15 protein-coding genes are annotated in these 17,592 nt (G+C 60.0%); 9 read left to right on the top strand and 6 right to left on the bottom strand.

From position 1 onward, the window contains the following. Positions 1–166: 166 nt before the first annotated feature. The 4 genes from B5D49_RS11345 to B5D49_RS11330 all read right to left on the bottom strand — a co-directional run bounded on the left by B5D49_RS11345 (position 167) and on the right by B5D49_RS11330 (position 3,660). Positions 167–568: a hypothetical protein gene (locus B5D49_RS11345; protein ID WP_078717823.1), complete on the bottom strand. Its 402-nt coding sequence runs from the start codon at positions 566–568 to the stop codon at positions 167–169. Positions 569–573: 5 nt separating this feature from the next. Beyond that, a complete protein-coding gene (locus tag B5D49_RS11340; RefSeq protein WP_078717822.1) occupies positions 574–825 on the bottom strand; it encodes a helix-turn-helix domain-containing protein in 252 nt (83 codons plus the stop codon). A gap of 159 nt (positions 826–984) precedes the next feature. After that, on the bottom strand, positions 985–2,583 hold the full coding sequence (locus B5D49_RS11335; protein WP_078717821.1) for an ArnT family glycosyltransferase: 1,599 nt from the start codon (positions 2,581–2,583) through the stop codon (positions 985–987). A 174-nt stretch (positions 2,584–2,757) separates the two neighbouring features. Beyond that, a complete protein-coding gene (locus tag B5D49_RS11330; protein WP_159447215.1) occupies positions 2,758–3,660 on the bottom strand; it encodes a MarR family winged helix-turn-helix transcriptional regulator in 903 nt (300 codons plus the stop codon). A gap of 129 nt (positions 3,661–3,789) precedes the next feature. Here B5D49_RS11330 and B5D49_RS11325 point away from each other — a divergent pair, with 129 nt between their 5' ends. The 3 genes from B5D49_RS11325 to B5D49_RS11315 all read left to right on the top strand — a co-directional run bounded on the left by B5D49_RS11325 (position 3,790) and on the right by B5D49_RS11315 (position 7,431). Next, complete coding sequence (locus B5D49_RS11325) at positions 3,790–4,626, top strand: ChbG/HpnK family deacetylase (RefSeq protein ID WP_078717859.1); 837 nt, start codon at positions 3,790–3,792, stop codon at positions 4,624–4,626. 159 nt (positions 4,627–4,785) lie between these two features. Next, positions 4,786–5,763, top strand: coding sequence for a glycosyltransferase family 2 protein (locus B5D49_RS11320; protein ID WP_078717819.1), 978 nt, complete (start codon positions 4,786–4,788; stop codon positions 5,761–5,763). Between the two features lie 3 nt (positions 5,764–5,766). Next, positions 5,767–7,431: an NAD+ synthase gene (locus B5D49_RS11315; protein WP_078717818.1), complete on the top strand. Its 1,665-nt coding sequence runs from the start codon at positions 5,767–5,769 to the stop codon at positions 7,429–7,431. 189 nt (positions 7,432–7,620) lie between these two features. On the opposite strand, the gene B5D49_RS11310 is transcribed toward B5D49_RS11315, so the two are convergent. After that, positions 7,621–8,013, bottom strand: a complete 393-nt coding sequence (locus tag B5D49_RS11310; protein WP_078717817.1) for a hypothetical protein — start codon at positions 8,011–8,013, stop codon at positions 7,621–7,623. 110 nt (positions 8,014–8,123) lie between these two features. Here B5D49_RS11310 and B5D49_RS11305 point away from each other — a divergent pair, with 110 nt between their 5' ends. From B5D49_RS11305 to B5D49_RS11280, 6 genes are all read left to right on the top strand, one after another. Beyond that, entirely contained in the window at positions 8,124–8,567 is a 444-nt protein-coding gene (locus B5D49_RS11305; protein ID WP_144019447.1) for a cereblon family protein, read from the top strand. Positions 8,568–8,612: 45 nt separating this feature from the next. Next, positions 8,613–9,257, top strand: coding sequence for a YigZ family protein (locus B5D49_RS11300; protein WP_078717815.1), 645 nt, complete (start codon positions 8,613–8,615; stop codon positions 9,255–9,257). A 184-nt stretch (positions 9,258–9,441) separates the two neighbouring features. Further along, positions 9,442–12,930, top strand: coding sequence for an MSCRAMM family protein (locus B5D49_RS11295; protein ID WP_078717814.1), 3,489 nt, complete (start codon positions 9,442–9,444; stop codon positions 12,928–12,930). 217 nt (positions 12,931–13,147) lie between these two features. Next, positions 13,148–14,026 (top strand): FecR family protein, encoded by an 879-nt coding sequence (locus B5D49_RS11290; protein ID WP_159447214.1) that lies wholly within the window; start codon positions 13,148–13,150, stop codon positions 14,024–14,026. Positions 14,027–14,183: 157 nt separating this feature from the next. Beyond that, positions 14,184–14,522 (top strand): hypothetical protein, encoded by a 339-nt coding sequence (locus tag B5D49_RS11285; protein WP_078717812.1) that lies wholly within the window; start codon positions 14,184–14,186, stop codon positions 14,520–14,522. Positions 14,523–14,787: 265 nt separating this feature from the next. Further along, positions 14,788–16,782, top strand: coding sequence for a PAS domain S-box protein (locus tag B5D49_RS11280; RefSeq protein ID WP_078717811.1), 1,995 nt, complete (start codon positions 14,788–14,790; stop codon positions 16,780–16,782). On the opposite strand, the gene B5D49_RS11275 is transcribed toward B5D49_RS11280, so the two are convergent. Further along, positions 16,748–17,514, bottom strand: a protein-coding gene (locus tag B5D49_RS11275; RefSeq protein WP_144019444.1) for an IS5 family transposase whose coding sequence is annotated in 2 segments (ribosomal slippage) — positions 16,748–17,139 and positions 17,139–17,514 — 768 coding nt in all. Because the reading frame shifts where the segments join, the coding sequence is not laid out codon by codon here. The genes B5D49_RS11280 and B5D49_RS11275 overlap by 35 nt on opposite strands. Between the last annotated feature and the right edge of the window lie 78 nt (positions 17,515–17,592).

The raw sequence follows: 17,592 nt of genomic DNA, 5'->3' as shown, positions 1-17,592 counted from the left end.
AAGTGCCGTTTGAACGGATCGGGAAAGTGCGGGAAGATGACGAATGGACGCCATCAAGCGGTGTTGACCGGAGTGTGACGCCGGCTAGAACCGTGCCTTGAACCGGAAAAGGCCAAAGGAACCGCAACAGGTTGCTTTGGCCTTTTTCCGTGGCAAAATGTGAAGATCAGGCGTTGGCGGCCAGGCGGCGTTGGATGTGGTCCATGTCGGCATCGGTGAAGGCGTGGGCCTGGTCTTCCGCCAATGCCAGGGAGAGCAGGTGGATGAGGTCGTTGGGATCAAGGTCCAGCGAGGCGCTCCCATTGGAAACGCGGTAGTGGTCATCGGTCTGTTCAATGAGGTAGGCGCGACGGTCCTTTTGGTCTTCTTTGGCGGAGATCGCGCTGTAGGCGATGGTTTCCCCGTTCACACGGTAAACCTTTTCCACGGTCAGCTTGCCGGAAATGTCGTTGAAGTGCATGTTTTCGGCAATAATCTCACCGCTGACGGGTATGGGTTTGCCATAGTCATTGCGCAGATGCAGGCCGTCCACAAAACGACGCACCGAGTCTTGGGGTTTGTCCGTCATGGTCTTTACTCCTCATCCAAAGGCAACCGCAGCTGGCGCGGTCCCTTTTCCGGCTTGGGCCGATGAGCGGCGTCCTTCCAGCCCGAAGCAATGAAATCCAGCAGCGCCTCCTCCAACACACGCCATTGCGTTCCGATTTTAATGGCTTTGATGTCTCCACGGGTGATCAACCGGTAGGCCGTGCGTCGATGCACGCGGAGCGTATCCGCTACTTCGCGCACGGTAAGCAGTCGCGGTTGTTTCGACGTGTCGCTCATGTCTCGCATATCCCATACTGGCAATGGTTGTACTTCATTTGTCATAGTTCGTCATAGAATGTCAAAGCTGTCATACGTTGTCATAAAAAAGTCTAGAAAGGCGGATAAAAAAAGACCCCGCAGGGTTGCGGGGTCAATGCGTGCATATTGGGGATTGAATTAAAATTTATTGTTGTGGCGTTTCGGCCAAAAGCCGTTGTACCCCTTGCAAAGAAACAAGGTGAACGTGCGGGAGGGGACGCCGTTGTACATGGTCTGCACATGAATCGGCTCACTGACCGAATCGAACATGGCCTGAAGATCCTTGACCACGCCGTTTTTCAGCCGTTTTTTGACGTAAATCGCGTCCCAGCCCACTTTGTCCGCATCCGGCCCAGGCCAAAGGTCGTATTGATTCATGCGCCGGGAATCCACCCAGGCACAGTACGTGCGGGGCTGTCCGGGGACATAAAAGGCGAGGGCCGCGGTCATGTCGTAGAGGTTGCTCATGATGAACACGCGCTCCGGGTCATCAAACCCGTGGAGGCGGTGCTCCTCAATGACCTCTCCGAGTTCCCGCCAGCCTTTGACGCGCCGGGTCGGGTCCATGGAAAAAGGCAGAGGCAAAAGCTGGGCCGTGTGCATGAGCAGAAAAATGGCCACGGCAAGGGCGGGCCAGAGCTTGCGGATTTTCCAGGCAAAGCCGCTGCCGCGTTGGAAGAGCCGGTCCATGGCCTGCGCGGCAAGAATGCACCCGGCCACATAGCTCACCGTGGTCCAGTTCGGCATGATCTTGGCGTGAAAGCTCCAGAGAAAAAAGAACAGCCAGACCGGGACGAAAAAGAGAAACAACAGGGCGCTGCGGCGGCGTTCTTCGATGCGGTCCATGTCCGTGGTGGGGCGGCGTTCAAGGGCCGTGCGGCCGGCGCGCCAGGCACCAAGGAACATAAAGACCAGCCACCAGGGCAAGGCCAGCCCGATCTGGGCGGAAAGGTGCTCCGGAACCCGCTTGAGATGGAAAAAAGCCTGGGCCTTTTTGCCGGAAGCGCCGATCAAGTGCAGCACGTGCTTGTAACCCACAAAGTCATGCTGAATGTTCCAGATCAGCGTGGGCAAAAAGCCGAGGAACAGCCCCACCAGCAGGGAAGCGGCCAGTCGAGTGAAAAAACCTTTGGGGCAGGCCCGTTGATACAGCAGGGCCAGCCAGAACATGCCGGAAAGCCCGATGAACCCGAGCATGGTGTACTTGGCGAGAATGCCGATGCCGAAACAAAGACTCAGAAGGACAAAGGGCCAGACCGGGGCGCGCCCATCCGCTTGGGACCGCGAGCCGAGATACAGCAGAAAAAGGCAGCAGGTCCAAGTGAGCATGAACGGGTTGTCCGTGGTCATCAGGATGCTCAGACCCGCGAAGATGGCGGTGGTATTAAAGATCAGCAGTGACCACAAAGCGACTCGCGGTTTGTTCCAGAGCTTTGCCACACCGAGATAGAGCACCGTCTGCGTGAGCAGGGAGCCGAAAATGGAACCGAAGCGCACACCCAGTTCCGTATCGCCGAACACACTGGTCCAGACGTGGATGATCCAGGCGATGAGCGGACCTTTGCTGTAGTAGGTCAGCTGCAAGTGCCGGGTCCAGTCCCAATACTGGGCTTCGTCCTGGACAAGGGTGATCTGGCCCGTGGCCACGTAGACCACGCGAATCAAGAAGGTAGTGAGAATAATCGCGGCGGCCCAAAGATGCGGGCGCTTATCAAAAGCCGGAAACATGCTGCGCATACGGATAATCTCCCGGTGCCTGGGATTGGAGCTGGACGTTTCGGACCATGCGGCCCGGATTGGTGCTCAAGTAGCTTCTCCGTCGGGGGAAAGCAAGTCCGGGCAAGGGCGAGGGCGTTGCCGGGCAGGGAGGGCGGGGAAAAATGAAAAGAATGCGTGCTATGGAGAAACGGGTCAATCCTTGAGTGCGAACTGATCGTCCAGAACCAGGACATCGTCCTCGTCCTTCACGCCCTCGTCCTTCACGTCCTCTGCAACGCCCTGGTGTGACGCGTTTTCCGGATCCGACGCATCGTTCTCCAAGGCTGCGGGGTCGGATGCCCAAGGGGGGGCGTCAGATTTCACGGCAGGAGCCTCCTGCTCCGGCGTGGTGGGGGCGGAGGAAGCCTCCAGAGCCGGATCGGAAACACTGTTCTCCGCATTGGATGGCGCAGAGGAGGAGGGCGCGGGGGCAGGTTCCGGAACCGGGGTTTTATTGACCTTGCCCAGGGTCTGGGCCGCCTGCACTGCGGCGTTTCCGGCCGCGGCCAGTCCGGCCGGGGAGTCCGGAGCCGATGCCGTGTCCGGGGTGCCGGGGGATTGCGTAGCCGAGGAGCCGGACCCGTCCAGCACCAGGGAATCGTCCAGCATGATGGGTGGTTGCTCCAGATCGGACCGCAGATTGGCGATGATCTGTCGCGTCACATCCTGAAAGATCTGAAGCTGTGAGGCATCCAGTCCCACGATGGCGGCGTCGCCCACTTCGGCCACACTGCCGGAGAGTACGTCGCGCAATTCGCGTCCGCGTTTGGTCAGCCGGATGATGATCTGGCGCCGGTCGTTGCTGTCCTTGACCTTGCGGACAAGTTGATCGCGAACCATACGGTTCAGGGTGTTGGCCAGGGTGGGCTGCTCCACGTTCAAACTGCGGCACAGCTCGCTTTGGGTCTGGCCGTCGCGCAGCCAGAGGCGTTCCAGCACGGGGTATTGCGCGGCGCTTGCCCGGTGGGGCAGGAGTCGTGCCTGCAGAGCCTGGGTATAGAGCCGGGCCAGGGTGCCAGCCAGGACACAGGGAGACTCTTCGTAGCTCGACGACATGCGCAACCTCGCTCGCTGGAGATTTCTATAGTCGAGAATATTCATATCCGGGTCCATGCATGTCTGTCAATGAGCGCCCCGGGCATATGGCGCTTTACGCCATGTCGGGGAACGTCTAGGATGCGCCGCATGTTTGTCATCGTGAATGTGGACGATCTCGGGCTGCACCCGGCGGTACGCCGGGCCGTGGCGGATTTGTCGGAACGCGGGATAGTTACGTCTTCCACGCTCATGGCCAATGGGCCGGATCTGGAAGCGGCATCCCAATTGGGCGGCGTGGGTCTTGGCGTGCATCTCAATGTGCTGCGCGGCAAGCCCGTGTCCGAGCCGGGGCGCGTCTCCACGCTCATTTCGGACCAGAAGCTGTTTCTGGGGGACTATGGCAGGCTCCTTGCCCGCTACCTGGCCAGGAAGGTGGATCTCCGGGAGGTGGAGGCGGAATGGGATGCGCAAATCAGCCGGATTCAGGATCTTGGCGTGCGGCCGACCCACCTGGATAGCGAAAAGCACATCCACGCCTGGCCGGGCATGATGACCGTGGCCACGCGACTGGCCCGCAGGCACGGCATCGGCTGGGTCCGGCGGCCGCGGGAGCGGGGCTGGGCATGGCGCATGGACAAGGGTGGGCTGCGTATCAAGTTTCTCAAGGTCTGCTCCCTGCGGCAACGTTGTCCCGAGCAGGTTCGCTGGCCCGACCACGTCTGGGGAATCGCGGACCAGGGGGATCAATTGTTGCCCGAAGCGTTCAAAGCGTATATGGCGGGCAGCAGTGACCGTGTGGTGGAGATTGTCTGTCACCCCGGGATGCCCCGGGAAAACGATCCGCCTCTGCCGGCGGATTTCGGCGCCCTGCGTGTGGGCGAGCAATGGCGGGTGGAATATGACCGTCTGGCCGACCCGCGGTGGAGCGACGTTCTGCAATCCATGCAGGCGCAGCTCGTCCACTACGGACAGCTCCAGACCTGACGCGCCGACCATGATCGGCTTGTTGCAGCGTGTCGCCCCGATCCGGCGGCCGGGGCATGGGCCGGGGCATCGCGGGGAGCGCACGCTCCTGCCGGATCGAAAATCCTTTTTGCCGCGGTTTCCGGATCACAACCTCAGTAAAACAGGCACGGACCATTCATGAGCAAGAATATCGAAGTCAGCATCGTCACGCCCATGCACAATGAGGAACTGTGCATCCGCGAATTCCATACCCGCATCAGCGCCGCGCTTACCGGAATGGGCGCAAGTCATGAAATTATCCTGGTTAACGACGGATCCACGGACGCGACCGGAACAATCATCCGGGAGCTGGCACGGACCGACCCGAACCTCAAGGGCGTGTTTCTGGCCCGCAACAGGGGCCAGTGCACGGCCATCTATGCGGGCATCCAGCAGAGCCGGGGGGAGTTCGTCGTCATCATGGACGGCGACCTGCAGCACAAACCAGAGGAAGTTCCTCTGCTCATTGAGACCATCCGCAAGGGGTGGGATCTGGTTTCCGGGCAGCGGACGGACCGCAGCGAAAATTTGATCCTCCGCCGTTTGCCGAGCCGCATTGCCAACTGGCTCTTGCGCCGCAGCAGCGGATGCGACGTGCGGGACATGGGCGGTCTTTCCGTGCTCAAGGGTGAACTGGCCCGTTCCCTGCAGTTGCGGGAAGGACACCACCGGCTCATTCCCGCGCTGATCCACAGCATGGGCGGTTCGGTCACGGAAGTACCCACGTCGGCCCCGCCCCGGTTTGCTGGCAAGAGTCACTACGGCATTGGCCGCAGCGTGGACGTGCTCTTTGACATCGTCATGCTCTGGTTTCAGAACGCCTTCAAACAACGTCCCCTGTATTTGTTCGGCAGAGTGGCCCTGTTGCTGTTTTCCGTGGCTTCCCTGGTCATGCTCTGGCTGTTGTATGAAAAACTTTTCCACGGCGTTCACATGGGCACTCGGCCGCCTTTCCTCGGTGCCGTGCTGCTCTACATCGCGTCCATGGGGGCCATGTCCACGGGATTCATTCTCGAAGCCCTGGGCGACACCCTGGACATGGTCATGAACCGAAAAACGTACGTGATCCGCGAAATCGTACAGCACGAATCCGACCCCGCTCAAAAGGACGACTAAGCAATGAAAATAGGTTTGTTGCAGCTCAACCCCGTGGTGGGCGACCTGGAAGGCAACGCCCAGCGTATTCAGCTGGCCGTGGAGCAGGCTCAGTCCTCGGGCGCGCAATTGTGCGTGACCCCGGAGATGGCCCTGCTGGGGTACCCCCCGCGTGATCTGCTGCTCTATCCCGAGGTCATCCGCCGCGCCCAGCGCGTGATGCTCAACCTTGCCATTGCCTTGGAAGACGCCGTGCCTGTGATCGTGGGCGCGCCCGAGGCCAACCTTTCCGGCGTGGGCAAGCCCATGTTCAATTCCGCCTATCTGCTTATGGAAGGCGAGATCGTGCGCACGTTCCGCAAGACCCTGCTGCCCACCTACGACGTGTTCGACGAGGCGCGGTACTTTGAGAGTGCGGAGTCGTGTAGCGGCGGGGCGCACCCGCGCAACACCTTCCGGTTTATGGATAAGCGCATTGGCGTGACCATCTGCGAGGACGCCTGGAACGACAAGGACTTTCACGCCATCCGCACCTATCACAACGATCCGGTGGAACGCATCAGCAAGGAACCGCTCGACGTGGTCATCAACATGGCGGCTTCGCCTTTCAGCGTGGGCAAGCAGCAGATGCGCGAGGCCATGCTCGGCGCGGTGGCGAAGAAGCACCACTTCCCCATGGTCTACGTGAACCAGGTCGGCGGCAACGACGATCTGGTCTTTGACGGCCGCAGCATGGCCCTGGACAAGAAAGGGGAACTGTTTGCCCGGGCCAGTGGATTCAACGAGGAAACCATGGTTGTGGATCTCGGCAACCGGGAAGGCCGTCTCGACTCGGACGATTTTTGCCCGGAATCCGAAACCTATCGCGCCCTTGTGGCGGGATTGCGCGATTACCTGATCAAAAGCGGGTTCAGCCGCGCCGTGATCGGGCTTTCCGGCGGAGTGGACTCGGCCCTGACCGCCGCCCTTGCGGTACACGCCCTGGGACGCGGCAATGTCATGGGCGTGCTCATGCCTTCCCCCCATTCCAGCCAGGGCAGTATTGACGATTCCTTGGAGCTGGCCAAGCGGCTGGGCATCCGCACCTACACCCTGCCCATCGACAACCTCATGGACTGCATGCAGACCACGCTGGAAAAGCCGTTCACCGGGTATGAACCCGACGTGACCGAGGAAAATATCCAGGCCCGGCTTCGGGGAAATCTGTTGATGGCCATTTCCAACAAAACCGGCTCCATGGTGCTGGCCACGGGCAATAAGAGCGAGCTGTCCGTGGGATACTGCACCATGTACGGAGACATGGCCGGAGGGTTCGCCCCCATAGCGGATTTGCCGAAAACCGCGGTGTATCGCCTCGCTTCCTGGATGAACCGCGAGTTCAGCGAACCCATTCCACAGCCGATTCTGGAAAAGGCTCCCACCGCGGAACTGCGCCCGGACCAGTCCGATCAGGATTCCCTGCCGGATTACACCACCCTGGATGCCATCCTGCATCTGCACATTGAGGAACGGCTCGCCCGGCAGGAGATCGTCAGCCAGGGCTTTGACGCAGAAATCGTGAATCAAGTGCTGGACATGGTCAAAAAGGCGGAATTCAAGCGGCACCAGGCCGTCCCCGGCGTGAAGATCCAGGCCCGTTCGTTTGGCTCGGGCTGGCGCATGCCTGTTGCCTGCAAGAATCCATTGTAGCCTGTTGGAACTATTCCCGGCTCCCTGAGGCTGGCGCGGCGGGCCAAACGCCTGTGGATGGCCAGCGGGGATCAGCGCGGTTCATTCCCCGTGGGATGCTTTGCGTGGTGCGAGGGGGCAAGGGTGCGGTTCCCCCATTGCAGGGCGTGCCAGGCAAAAAGAGCGCGTTGTTCGGCCTGTCCGCATATTCTATCGCATGCTATTCTTCTTGTTGGTCCCATCCAGCTCGTGGGCTTCCTGCGAATGGGAACGCCCTTCAGCAAAGAGGCGTTGCCAGTCCATTGGCTGCAAACTGCGCTGGTTGCGTTCCTGCAGCACCGCCCAGGCGCTTTGTGGTATGACGTGAACCGCAATATTGTTGATGTATTGCTTGCCTCGGGCTTCGGGATCGGAGCCGCAGCATTTGCACGCGAAACCGCAGACATCGCAGGTGCACCCCCCGGTTTTGACCATTTCCTTAAGGATGCCGGCCTTGTCGCAACAAGCGTCGCAGAGGCGCAGACGCGCGGTGTGGCGGTTGGTATCGGGCATGATCACATTGTGCTCGGCTCCTTCCACGGGGTCAAGACCATGCAACGGCATATACGTTGTTGCCTATGCAGCGCGAAATAAATCGGGTATGGCGGGAATGGAGTGGATGCCTAGTCCCTGATGGACCGCATGAACGACCCTTGGCGCGAGGAGGACAGCCCGTGATGATGCCGACGGAGAGGCCGGGATTGGCGGATCTCAAGCCGAGGCCGGGCCTGCCTTTGGTCAGGGGAAAGCGGGCCGAATGCCCCGAAACCGGGACCGATGCGGAGCTGGAAGGGTTTTCGGGGCGAGTTCTGTGCTGCGCCCTGTGTGATCAGGCCGTGACGCGCCCTGAAGCCCGTTGCCGTGTGGATGGCAAGCATATGCATGTGTTCTGCAATCCGCATGGCGTGGTCTTTGAAGTGGGCTGTTTTTCCCTGGCCACGGGCCTGACGCCCGAAGGGGAACGGTATTCCGAATTCAGCTGGTTTCCCGGGCATGAATGGCAGATCATGCTCTGCGCCCGATGCGGCGAGCATCTGGGCTGGCGGTTCACGGCCCGTTCCGGTGGCGGGTTTTACGGTCTATTGCCCGGAAAGCTCCGGGAACAGGACGGTGAGTGATTCCCCGCGGTTGACCGGAACGCACCCGGGGGCTACGTGCCGGGCATGAACGGTCGATATCGCATTCCTTCCCAACCCCATCAGGTGGAGCTGACCATCCGGCGAAGCCGGTTTTTGGCCACGGCCGCGCATGCCCCGGACCAGGAACAGGCCAAAGCGTTTATCGCATCCGTGCGGGAACGCCATGCCGACGCCACACACAATTGCTGGGCCTTTGCCGCGGGACCGCCCGGCGACAGCGCGCATATCGGGCAGAGCGACGATGGAGAGCCGCACGGCACGGCAGGACGACCCATGCTCAACGTGCTGCTGCATGGCGATGTTGGCGAAGTGGTCGTGGTGGTGACCCGGTACTTCGGGGGAATCAAACTCGGCACCGGGGGACTGGTTCGGGCCTATTCGGATCTGACCCGGATGGTCCTTGAGGATCTGCCCTGCCGGGAAAAGGTGGACACCGTGACCCTGCGCGTGATCCTCGCCTATGAGCACGCGGATGCGGTGCAGCGGCTTTTGCCCGAGTTTGAAGCGCAAATCACGGCGGAGCAGTACGGCGCGGACGCGGAGTATCAACTCACCCTCCCCCGTGAGCATTTGCCCGCCCTGGAGCGAGCTGTGCTGGACATCACTTCCGGACTGGCCCTTTTGGAATCCATGGCCGAAAAGGAGTCCGCATCCGGTTTTTCCCCATGATTCGTTGGTCAAGCGGAGCACAGGGGGTTTTGCAACCCCGGCAATGCAGAAAGCCGCATTGTTCCATGTGAGCGATATGGGGGATTCTCCCGGATTCCCCCGGCATTGACCCCTGTTCCACAGGACGGGTAAGAGAACGTATTCTGCACCGGGAGTACGCGCCCGCAAGCCGGAGGGACACGCCGTGAATCATTGGTCGAAAAGCAAAAGATGTTGGCTGCTGACGGCCTTGTTTATTTTGGGCATTGCCTGTGCCGCCACGCCGTGCCAGGCGCAGCAGGTTGTTCTGCGCAAGGGGGATACGGTCTTTAGCCGGGACGTGACCCTGGCGGACGCGGCCAAATACACCCAGCTTGGGGTGGACGCCGTGGATCAGAGCTACAAACTCTGGACTTCGTTTGAAAAGAGTCTGCCGGACAGTGCGGATCATTTTAAAAACGCGCTGACGGTGATGGTGCTTGTGGATACGCTCACAAGCGGGCCGTCCGACCCGTTACGCTACCATAAGGCGCTCAAGACCATCGTGGATTTCGGCTTGGGCTATCTGGCCTCGGAGTATGAAAAGGCCGGATACATGCCCCTGGCCACGGTGAACACCCTGTTCACCCTTTACAATGAATCCCTGAAGTTTTTCCGGGACCGGGTTTTTATCCCCGGTCTGGCGGATACGTTTTATGACGTCTACAAGAGTCACCGCCTGGGCGCGGGAACTTTCGAGCACGAGGCAGCCTGGAATCTGACGCATATTCCCGAACCCGTGGTAGCGGATGTGGCCTTGCGCGTGGTCATGAAGCGCCATGGCGTGGACCCGGGCGTGTACGAGGACGTGAAGTTCGACGCAGAGCACTTTGCCAAGGCTTCCCGTACTGCCACGGGCAAGGCTGCCGGGCGCGTCATTCACATCCAGGCCGAACCCGGCAAGGAGTATTATGGCCGCGCCTTTACCCTGCAAAAAGATATTTCCAGCCGGATCGAAATCAAGGCCGGATTCGTCCAGGGGTATGAGAAGCACATGGTGGACATCATGGCGGAGATCAGCTCCAGGGATATGCGCCAGCGAAAGTACAAGGATAGCACCGGATACACGCCGCTGACCGCATCGGACGAGCGGGCCGTGGAGCAGGAAATTCGCGCTTTGTTCGAGCGGATGAAGCGCATGGACATGGGCAAAAAGTTGCGGGAAGAGGCCTTGGAACACATCGGCCACACCTTCCGCATGCGCTACCAGCAGGAGCTGGCGGACCGGGTGCTCCGGGAGCGGGCTGCTGTGGCTCGTGCCGTGCTGGAGCGTGAGGCCGTGCAGTTCGCGGCTTTTTCCCGGGTGCGGCTCGTCACGGTCAAGGGAATCACGCCACAGGGCGACAGTGTTCCTCTGGAGGGGGCGGCGCTGTACGTGGACGGCAAACTCTGCTCCATGGAGACCAATGGCAACAAGCCCTGCGGCACGAACCGCTATGGTCTGGCTGGGCTGCACCTGCCGGACGGCGGGCATGATGTGCAGGCCCGGGCCACGGGATACGCCCCGGAGACCATCCGTATTTTTTCCCAGCCGCCGGCAAAGGGCGACACCTCGCCGGAGGAATATGAAGTGGTGCTCAAGCCGCTTCCGCCCAAGGATTATGCCGTACTGGTCCGATCGGGCGACCCGGACGGTAGCGCCGGTCCGCCAGTGGCCGGAGCAAGGTTGACCCTGCGTTTGCCCGGAACCTCCCTCACCGCCCTGACAGGGGACGACGGCAGAGCCGTATTCCGGCAGGTGCCTGCCGGGTCTATTGTGCGTATTGAGGCCCAGGCCGAGGGACATGAACCCGGGGACTTCCGGGACGTGGCCCTGGACCCGGAGCCGCGGGACGACGCTCCGCTGACCCTTGGGCTGGAACCGTGGCGCACCGATGTGGCGGTGACCGTGCTCGGGCTGGACGGCGCTCCGCTGGCCGGAGCCGAGGTGCGCATGGCTGATGTGCGGCGCGTGAGCGGGCAAGACGGGGTGGCGTTGTTTGAGGGGATGCCGCCGTCTCCGCCGGAGGGCTGGACCGTGAGCGCGGTGTATTCCGAACTGCCGCCCGCCACGGGCAATGTCCAGCTCAGGCCGAGCGGACCGGACCCGGAGCCGTTGGAGCATATTCTGCGGTTTGTGGTTTCCGGAGGGATTTTGGCCGTGGTGCGCGATGCGCAAAGCCGTGTTCCTGCCGGGTCCGTGGTGGTGGTGCAGGGACCGGACGGGGAGACCCGGCGCCATGCGGCGGATGCCAATGGGTACGTGCGGCTCCAGGATCTTGCCCTGGGTGCGTACTATCTCCACGCGGAAGCACGCGATTTTCCGGCCGGGGAAGATCGTGAAGTTATCGTCACCATAGAGGAACCAATGCACAAGGTGCGGCTGTCGCCGCGGAGTGGTGTGGATGTGCGGGTCATGGTGCTGGGACCGGACGGGTCACCCGTGGCCGGTGCCCGCGTCAAGCTGGATGGAGAAAACGAACAGGCCGCTCCCACCGGCGCGGCGCGGTTTGAAGGCGTCCGGCCCGGGAAGCATGTGTTCACTGCGGAGTCCGATGCAGGCTCTGGTCGGCTGGAGCGCGAGGTGCGGCTGTCCGATGGAACCACGCAGACGCTTCGGTTGCAACTGGCCGCGCCGTTCACGTCGCTCCAGGTGCGTGTGCGCAATGAAGAGGGCGGCACCATTTCCGGTGCCAGGGTCGTGGTCACGCGCAATGCCAAGCCCTTTGGCATGCAGCAGGGCGGCAGCGTAGTGTTCGATAACGTAACGGAAGGTTTCTATACGGTGGAAGCGGATGCGGATCAGTATGTTGCAGCATCTAAGAATGTCACTGTTTCAGCCCAAGGCGGCGCCACACGGCAAATCATCCTGACGTTGCGCAAGGAGCCGCCGCCCGAGCCGCAGGACGACACCGATGGATCGGGCCAGACCCTGGCCACGGTGGGCGGTGAAATCGTGTACGCGGAAAAAGTGCAGATTGAACCCAATGTCTACCAATACCATTCCCCGGGAATCCGGGATCCGGAAGAGGGCATTGTGGGGTTCGGCTTCACCCAGGCCAACAAGCTGCGCGTGGTGACCCGGTTTTGCTCCAGCGTGGGCGGCAGGCCCGCCAAGAGCCAGAACGCGCCCTTTGTGGGCTGGACCAACGGAGAAACCATCGACCTGGGCGGCAAGGTCATGTGTCGCCCGGGAGACTCGGACGGGGGAACCTGCAACGTGTATATGTCCATCACCTGTGAGGTGGAGGATCCGCCTTGCGAACCCGGGGATCCCGGATGCGAACCGGAAGACGCGGACTCGCAGGATGACTCGCCCGGGCCGCTGGAATGGACCTATTCTTCCTCGGGCCGGGACGGGCCGTACCGTACCTATCGCTATGTCAAGCTGAACGGACAGGTTACTTCCGCACTGGACGGCAAGGTTCCGGCGCGGTTCTGTGCGGATCTCGGCAAGGCTCCGGCACCTTCCCAGCCGCAGGGGAATGTGCAGAACTGGCAGGGATCCCTGGTGGATTCCCAGGGGCAGGTGGTTTGTCAAACCAAGAATGCGGGCGGAACCAAGAGCAACTGCCGGGGGTACACGGCCATCAGTTGCCAGGATGCACCGGAACCGGGGGCGGGAGCGCCCTGCGATCCCAATGACCCGCTTTGCGGCTTGGACCAGCCGTTGTAGGTGTTTGCTCCGGGGGGCATTGAAAAGTGTGGGGTGTTCTCGCCATGGAACATCCCCCAGGGGCAAATCCACAGGTCAATTGCCGCAGTTGCGGCCGGTCCATGTCGGGATTCGGCTTGCGTGGAAGCCTTGGTCTCTACTATAGGGTGTGCTTGATACTGTACTGAATAATCCAATGGACTCGGGACAATGGTTGTTCCCTACGGAGGTGGTGTTCATGTGGTGCCGATGGTTGGTTCTCCTCTTGTTTCTGTTGATGCCCTGCCTGGCTTCAGCGGCGCAGGAACCGGTGGGGGAAGTGCAGAGTTTGAAGGGGACCGCTGTGGCTGTTCGTGGCGAAACCGCTCATCCACTGGACCGTGGAGAGGCGCTGTATCGTTCCGACCTGCTGACCACGGGCGCGGACAGTTTTCTCCAGGTGATGTTCCTTGACGGCACGGTAATCACCATGGACGCTCATACCCAACTGGCCGTGAACCAGGTTGTGTACGAACCCGGCGAGGCGGATCAGGGACGGTTTGATGCGGATGTGGTGGCCGGAACATGCCGGTTTTTGACCGGCAGGATAACGCGGTTTGAGCCGAACAACTTCAAGCTGGGTACGCCGCTCGGCACCATCGGCATTCGCGGAACCGAGGGGGGCGTGCACGCGCCCGCGGGTAATCCGGCCTACGGTCCACAATTGGATAGAAACATAGGCAGCGCAGGAACCGGGTGGGATCAACCCTCCCCGGACGTGCAAAGACAAACGATTTCGCATATCAACGGCTCCGTGAACCGGCCCATGCAGTTTACGGATTTGTTCGGCAAACAGCAGGAGGTGCAAAGAGGGCGGTCCCTGGATGCGGACGCACAACAGGGAGCCGGGCAGCCGCGGAGCATGAATCAGCGAGACCGGGATACGTATTCCGGGTCGGATTTTCATACCTCGGCCACGACCCCCAAGGCGTTTCGCGCCACGTTTGACGGGTACGGGTCCGGTCCCGGAGCGTCCAACAAACCCGGGGGCGGATCCGGCGGCGACGGCCCGGGTGGTTCTGGCTCCGGTCACGGCGGCGGACATGGCGGCGGGCAAGGCGGAGGAACAGGCCCATAGAACCGGCGGAATGGGCGATTAGCCCTGTGATGCAGGACGTTCCAGGTGATGCGCAGCAAATCAGCGCGTCCCCTGGAACGTTTTGTTTTCAGCGTGGAGCCGTGGCTTCGGGAGGGGGACACTTGGGGTTTTGCACGAGCAATGCTATCAGGCACCGATGTTCAAGCAACAAGAATGGCCGTTTATCGGCGCGTCAGGCAAGGAATACCGGTTTTCCATTTACCCGAAAAGTGCGGGCCTGCCGTCCGGGCCGGGTATCTTCATCCTGGCCTATACCCATCCCCGTGGACATCTGGCCGGATGGCAGGTCCATCCCCTGACCATCCTTCAGGCCGAGGACATGCGCCATGCGCTGGAAAGCCAAGTGCCTCTGGACCATGATCAAGCCGTGTTGTGGAACAGCTGTTTCGTGCTGCCGGAATCAAGTGAATCCGCCAGAGAAGTGTGTGTACGCGACCTACAGATCCACTCCGGAAAGGCCTTGCTTTTTGAGTGAGGAAAAAGGGTCGCGGACAGCGTATCCCGAGACAAGGGACGCTACGCCTCGGTCCCTTTTCGCTCTGCCGCGCTCCTTTTGTTGGATACAGCCATAGCCAGACCCGCCGAACCGACCGGCACCGGGGGCAAGCACTCCCGGTGTCGAATTTCAATGAGAAGTCCCTCCATTTGTTGAACAGTGTTTACTTTTCATGTTATGAATATCCAAAGCAGGAATTTTCTGCGCCAAGGGAACATGAAAGGAAACGGCAAGGGAGAGGCGCGTGCCGCGTATCGTACCGCGAATCAAGGTCATCGTTTTCCTCTTATCGCTGTTGCTGGCGGGGTTGCTTTACGTGCTCTTCCTGGGAGTGCAAAATCCTGCCCCGGATTACACGGCGCAGGAGCGGGACTGGCTGCGGCTGCACGGGGATAAACTGGAAATCCTCTCCGGATATCAGGCGCCGCCCAATGCCTACACGGACGACAAGGGCCGGTATGTCGGTTTGTTGGTGGATTATTTCCGCGAGATTGAGAGCAATATCGGGGTGAGCATCCGTTTCCGCATGTTTGAAACCTGGGAAGAGATGATGGTCTATTCCAGGGAAAACGGCGGATTCCTGGTGGTCGGCATTGCGGAAACCGCGGAGCGACGCAAGCATCTCAAGTTTACCAAGCCGTTTCTCAAGGTTCCGTACATTATTGTGGTCAGAGATTCCTCAAACGTGCAGACCATGGCCGACCTTCGCGGCAAAACCGTCTGCACAGTAAGCGGCTATGCCGTGAACGAGTACCTGGAGCAGCGGTATCCGGAAATCTCCGTGGCAGGGGAGAAGGACAATCTGGCCGGGTTGCGGGCCGTGGCTTCCGGGAAATACGAAGCCATGATCGTGAATCAGGCCTACGCTTCCTATCTGATCGAGGAGCAGGCCTTGACCAACCTGCGCCTTTCCGGGGACAGCGGGTATATAAATTACCTGTCCGCGGCCACGTCGCGCACCGATGACATGCTTTTTTCCATTGTTTCCAAGGCAGTAGACCACATTCCTGAGGATCGGCACAGAGAGCTGTTTCGGGAATGGGTGTACCGCGGACCAGGGTATGTGCATCTCACTGAGCAGACGGTGAATTTTTTGTGGGCGGCGTTCGTGCTGGTGGTGGCCAGCGGCGTTTTATTCTGGGTGCTGCTGCAATCCCTGCGGGCCACGGTCCGTCGGCAGACCGTGACCATTCGGCAGGATTACGAACGGCTCAAAAGTGCCGAGCAAGCGCTTCGGGAACAGGAATCCCAACTGCGGAACGCGTTGGAGCGTCTGACCTTTCATGTGCACAACACGCCGCTGGGCGTCATCGAATGGGACAGTGAAGGCCGCGTCAAGGGGTGGTCCCCCCGTGCCGAGGCGATTTTCGGATGGACGGAATCCGAGGTGATCGGCAAGCGCAATGAGGACTGGCTCTTTACGCATGAGCAGGACATGGACGAGGTGCGCAAGGGAATTCAGTCCCTCTTGCATGGAGGCGTTTCCCAGACCATGAGTGAGAACAGGAATTATGCCAAGGATGGCAGCGTACTGCATTGCCGCTGGTATAATTCGGCGTTGCGCGATACGCAGGGACGGTTGGTGTCCGTGCTCTCGTTGGTGGAAAATATCACGGAAGGGAAAAAGTCAGAAAAAGAATTGATTCGCGCCAAAAACGCGGCCGAAGCCGCCAGCGCAGCAAAAAGCGAGTTTCTGGCCAATATGAGCCATGAAATCCGTACACCGCTGAACGGCATTCAAGGAATGTTGCAATTGCTGCAAACAACGGGGATGAGTGCGGATCAGGAAGAATACGTTGAAAAGGCGATCGGTTCAACGCGCCGACTGGGGCAGCTGCTGGCGGACGTGCTGCACTTGGCATTGCTTGAAGCCGGAAAGGTTTCGGTGGAGCACAAGACGTTCCAAATTCGGACAGTTTTTGAGGCTATCCGGGAATTGTACGAGCCGACGGCCCGGGATCGCAGGCTGCATTTTCACGTGCATTGTGATGAACACATAGCCGAAAACGTGGTGGGCGATGCAGTCCGCCTGCGGCAATTGTTGATGCATCTGGTGGGCAACGCCGTGAAGTTTACGCCCGTGGGCGGCAGGGTGGCGGTCCGGGCCGAGGCGCTTCCCTCGTTGCGAAAAGGTCGCCTGCGGGTGCTGCTGCATGTCGGCGACAACGGCGTGGGCATGACCGATAAGGTCTTAGAGAGTGTAGTCACGAGATTGAAGCCCACAAAAAGATGCACCTGATATGAACTGCGGCGAGAAACGATGCTGTATTCTTGGCGTAGCGAGTTGCAACGCCGCGCCATTGCTTCAGATAAAGGAAAGCATTTTCAACCAAATGTCTTATTTTGTAAGCCTCGGCATCGTAATGCCGAGGCTTTTTACGATGCCTTCGAGGAGGTATCACGGGCTCCATGCCCTGTAGCATGGACTGTGTGACGATCTTATCGGAGTCATAGCCGCGATCAGCAAGCAGCTTTTGCGCGGAGAATCCCTCAATCAAAGCGATTGCCTGAGAACAATCTGCTGCTGTACCTTTTGTAGCAATGATCCTGAGCGGCATACCATGCGCATCCACGGCCAAATGCAGTTTTGTGTTGAGCCCCCTTTTGTGCGGCTCATATCTTGGTTTCCACCTCTCGCTCCTGCGGCATGTGGGTGAACTTTGCAATGACTTGCATCAATCATTAGCCATTCATAATCGGGTTCATCTATCAGAATTTCTAACAATTTCTCCCAGACACCTTTGTCTCGCCAACGAATGAATCTCCGATGAGTATTGCTCCACCCACCAAAGTCAGGAGGCAGGTCTCGCCAAGGTGCACCCGTCCGCATTACCCAAAATACGGCGTTGATAAACTGGCGGTTGTCGCGGGCAAGTCCGCCCCAACTCCCCTTGCGCCCAGGGAGATGTGGTTCAAGTTTTTTCCAAACCTTGTTGGAGATGTCGTGGCGTCTATGCGCTGGTTTCGGCATTGCATCCTCGCTTGTGTTTTGACAAGCAAAGTATGCCACAAAATCAAACTCTAGACAATCTCGTGACTACACTGTCTA

The organism is Paucidesulfovibrio gracilis DSM 16080, assembly GCF_900167125.1.
Taxonomy (GTDB): domain Bacteria; phylum Desulfobacterota; class Desulfovibrionia; order Desulfovibrionales; family Desulfovibrionaceae; genus Paucidesulfovibrio; species Paucidesulfovibrio gracilis.
Note: the sequence above shows the minus strand (reverse complement) of the source record. Positions and strands in the feature narration are given on the sequence as shown.

Excerpts from the sequence above, each read along its gene's own strand:
- B5D49_RS11345 (WP_078717823.1), bottom strand. The coding sequence starts at position 568 with ATGACGGACAAACCCCAAGACTCGGTGCGTCGTTTTGTGGACGGCCTG.
- B5D49_RS11340 (WP_078717822.1), bottom strand. The coding sequence starts at position 825 with ATGAGCGACACGTCGAAACAACCGCGACTGCTTACCGTGCGCGAAGTA.
- B5D49_RS11335 (WP_078717821.1), bottom strand. The coding sequence starts at position 2,583 with ATGCGCAGCATGTTTCCGGCTTTTGATAAGCGCCCGCATCTTTGGGCC.
- B5D49_RS11330 (WP_159447215.1), bottom strand. The coding sequence starts at position 3,660 with ATGTCGTCGAGCTACGAAGAGTCTCCCTGTGTCCTGGCTGGCACCCTG.
- B5D49_RS11325 (WP_078717859.1), top strand. The coding sequence starts at position 3,790 with ATGTTTGTCATCGTGAATGTGGACGATCTCGGGCTGCACCCGGCGGTA.
- B5D49_RS11320 (WP_078717819.1), top strand. The coding sequence starts at position 4,786 with ATGAGCAAGAATATCGAAGTCAGCATCGTCACGCCCATGCACAATGAG.
- B5D49_RS11315 (WP_078717818.1), top strand. The coding sequence starts at position 5,767 with ATGAAAATAGGTTTGTTGCAGCTCAACCCCGTGGTGGGCGACCTGGAA.
- B5D49_RS11310 (WP_078717817.1), bottom strand. The coding sequence starts at position 8,013 with ATGCCGTTGCATGGTCTTGACCCCGTGGAAGGAGCCGAGCACAATGTG.
- B5D49_RS11300 (WP_078717815.1), top strand. The coding sequence starts at position 8,613 with ATGAACGGTCGATATCGCATTCCTTCCCAACCCCATCAGGTGGAGCTG.
- B5D49_RS11290 (WP_159447214.1), top strand. The coding sequence starts at position 13,148 with ATGTGGTGCCGATGGTTGGTTCTCCTCTTGTTTCTGTTGATGCCCTGC.
- B5D49_RS11285 (WP_078717812.1), top strand. The coding sequence starts at position 14,184 with ATGTTCAAGCAACAAGAATGGCCGTTTATCGGCGCGTCAGGCAAGGAA.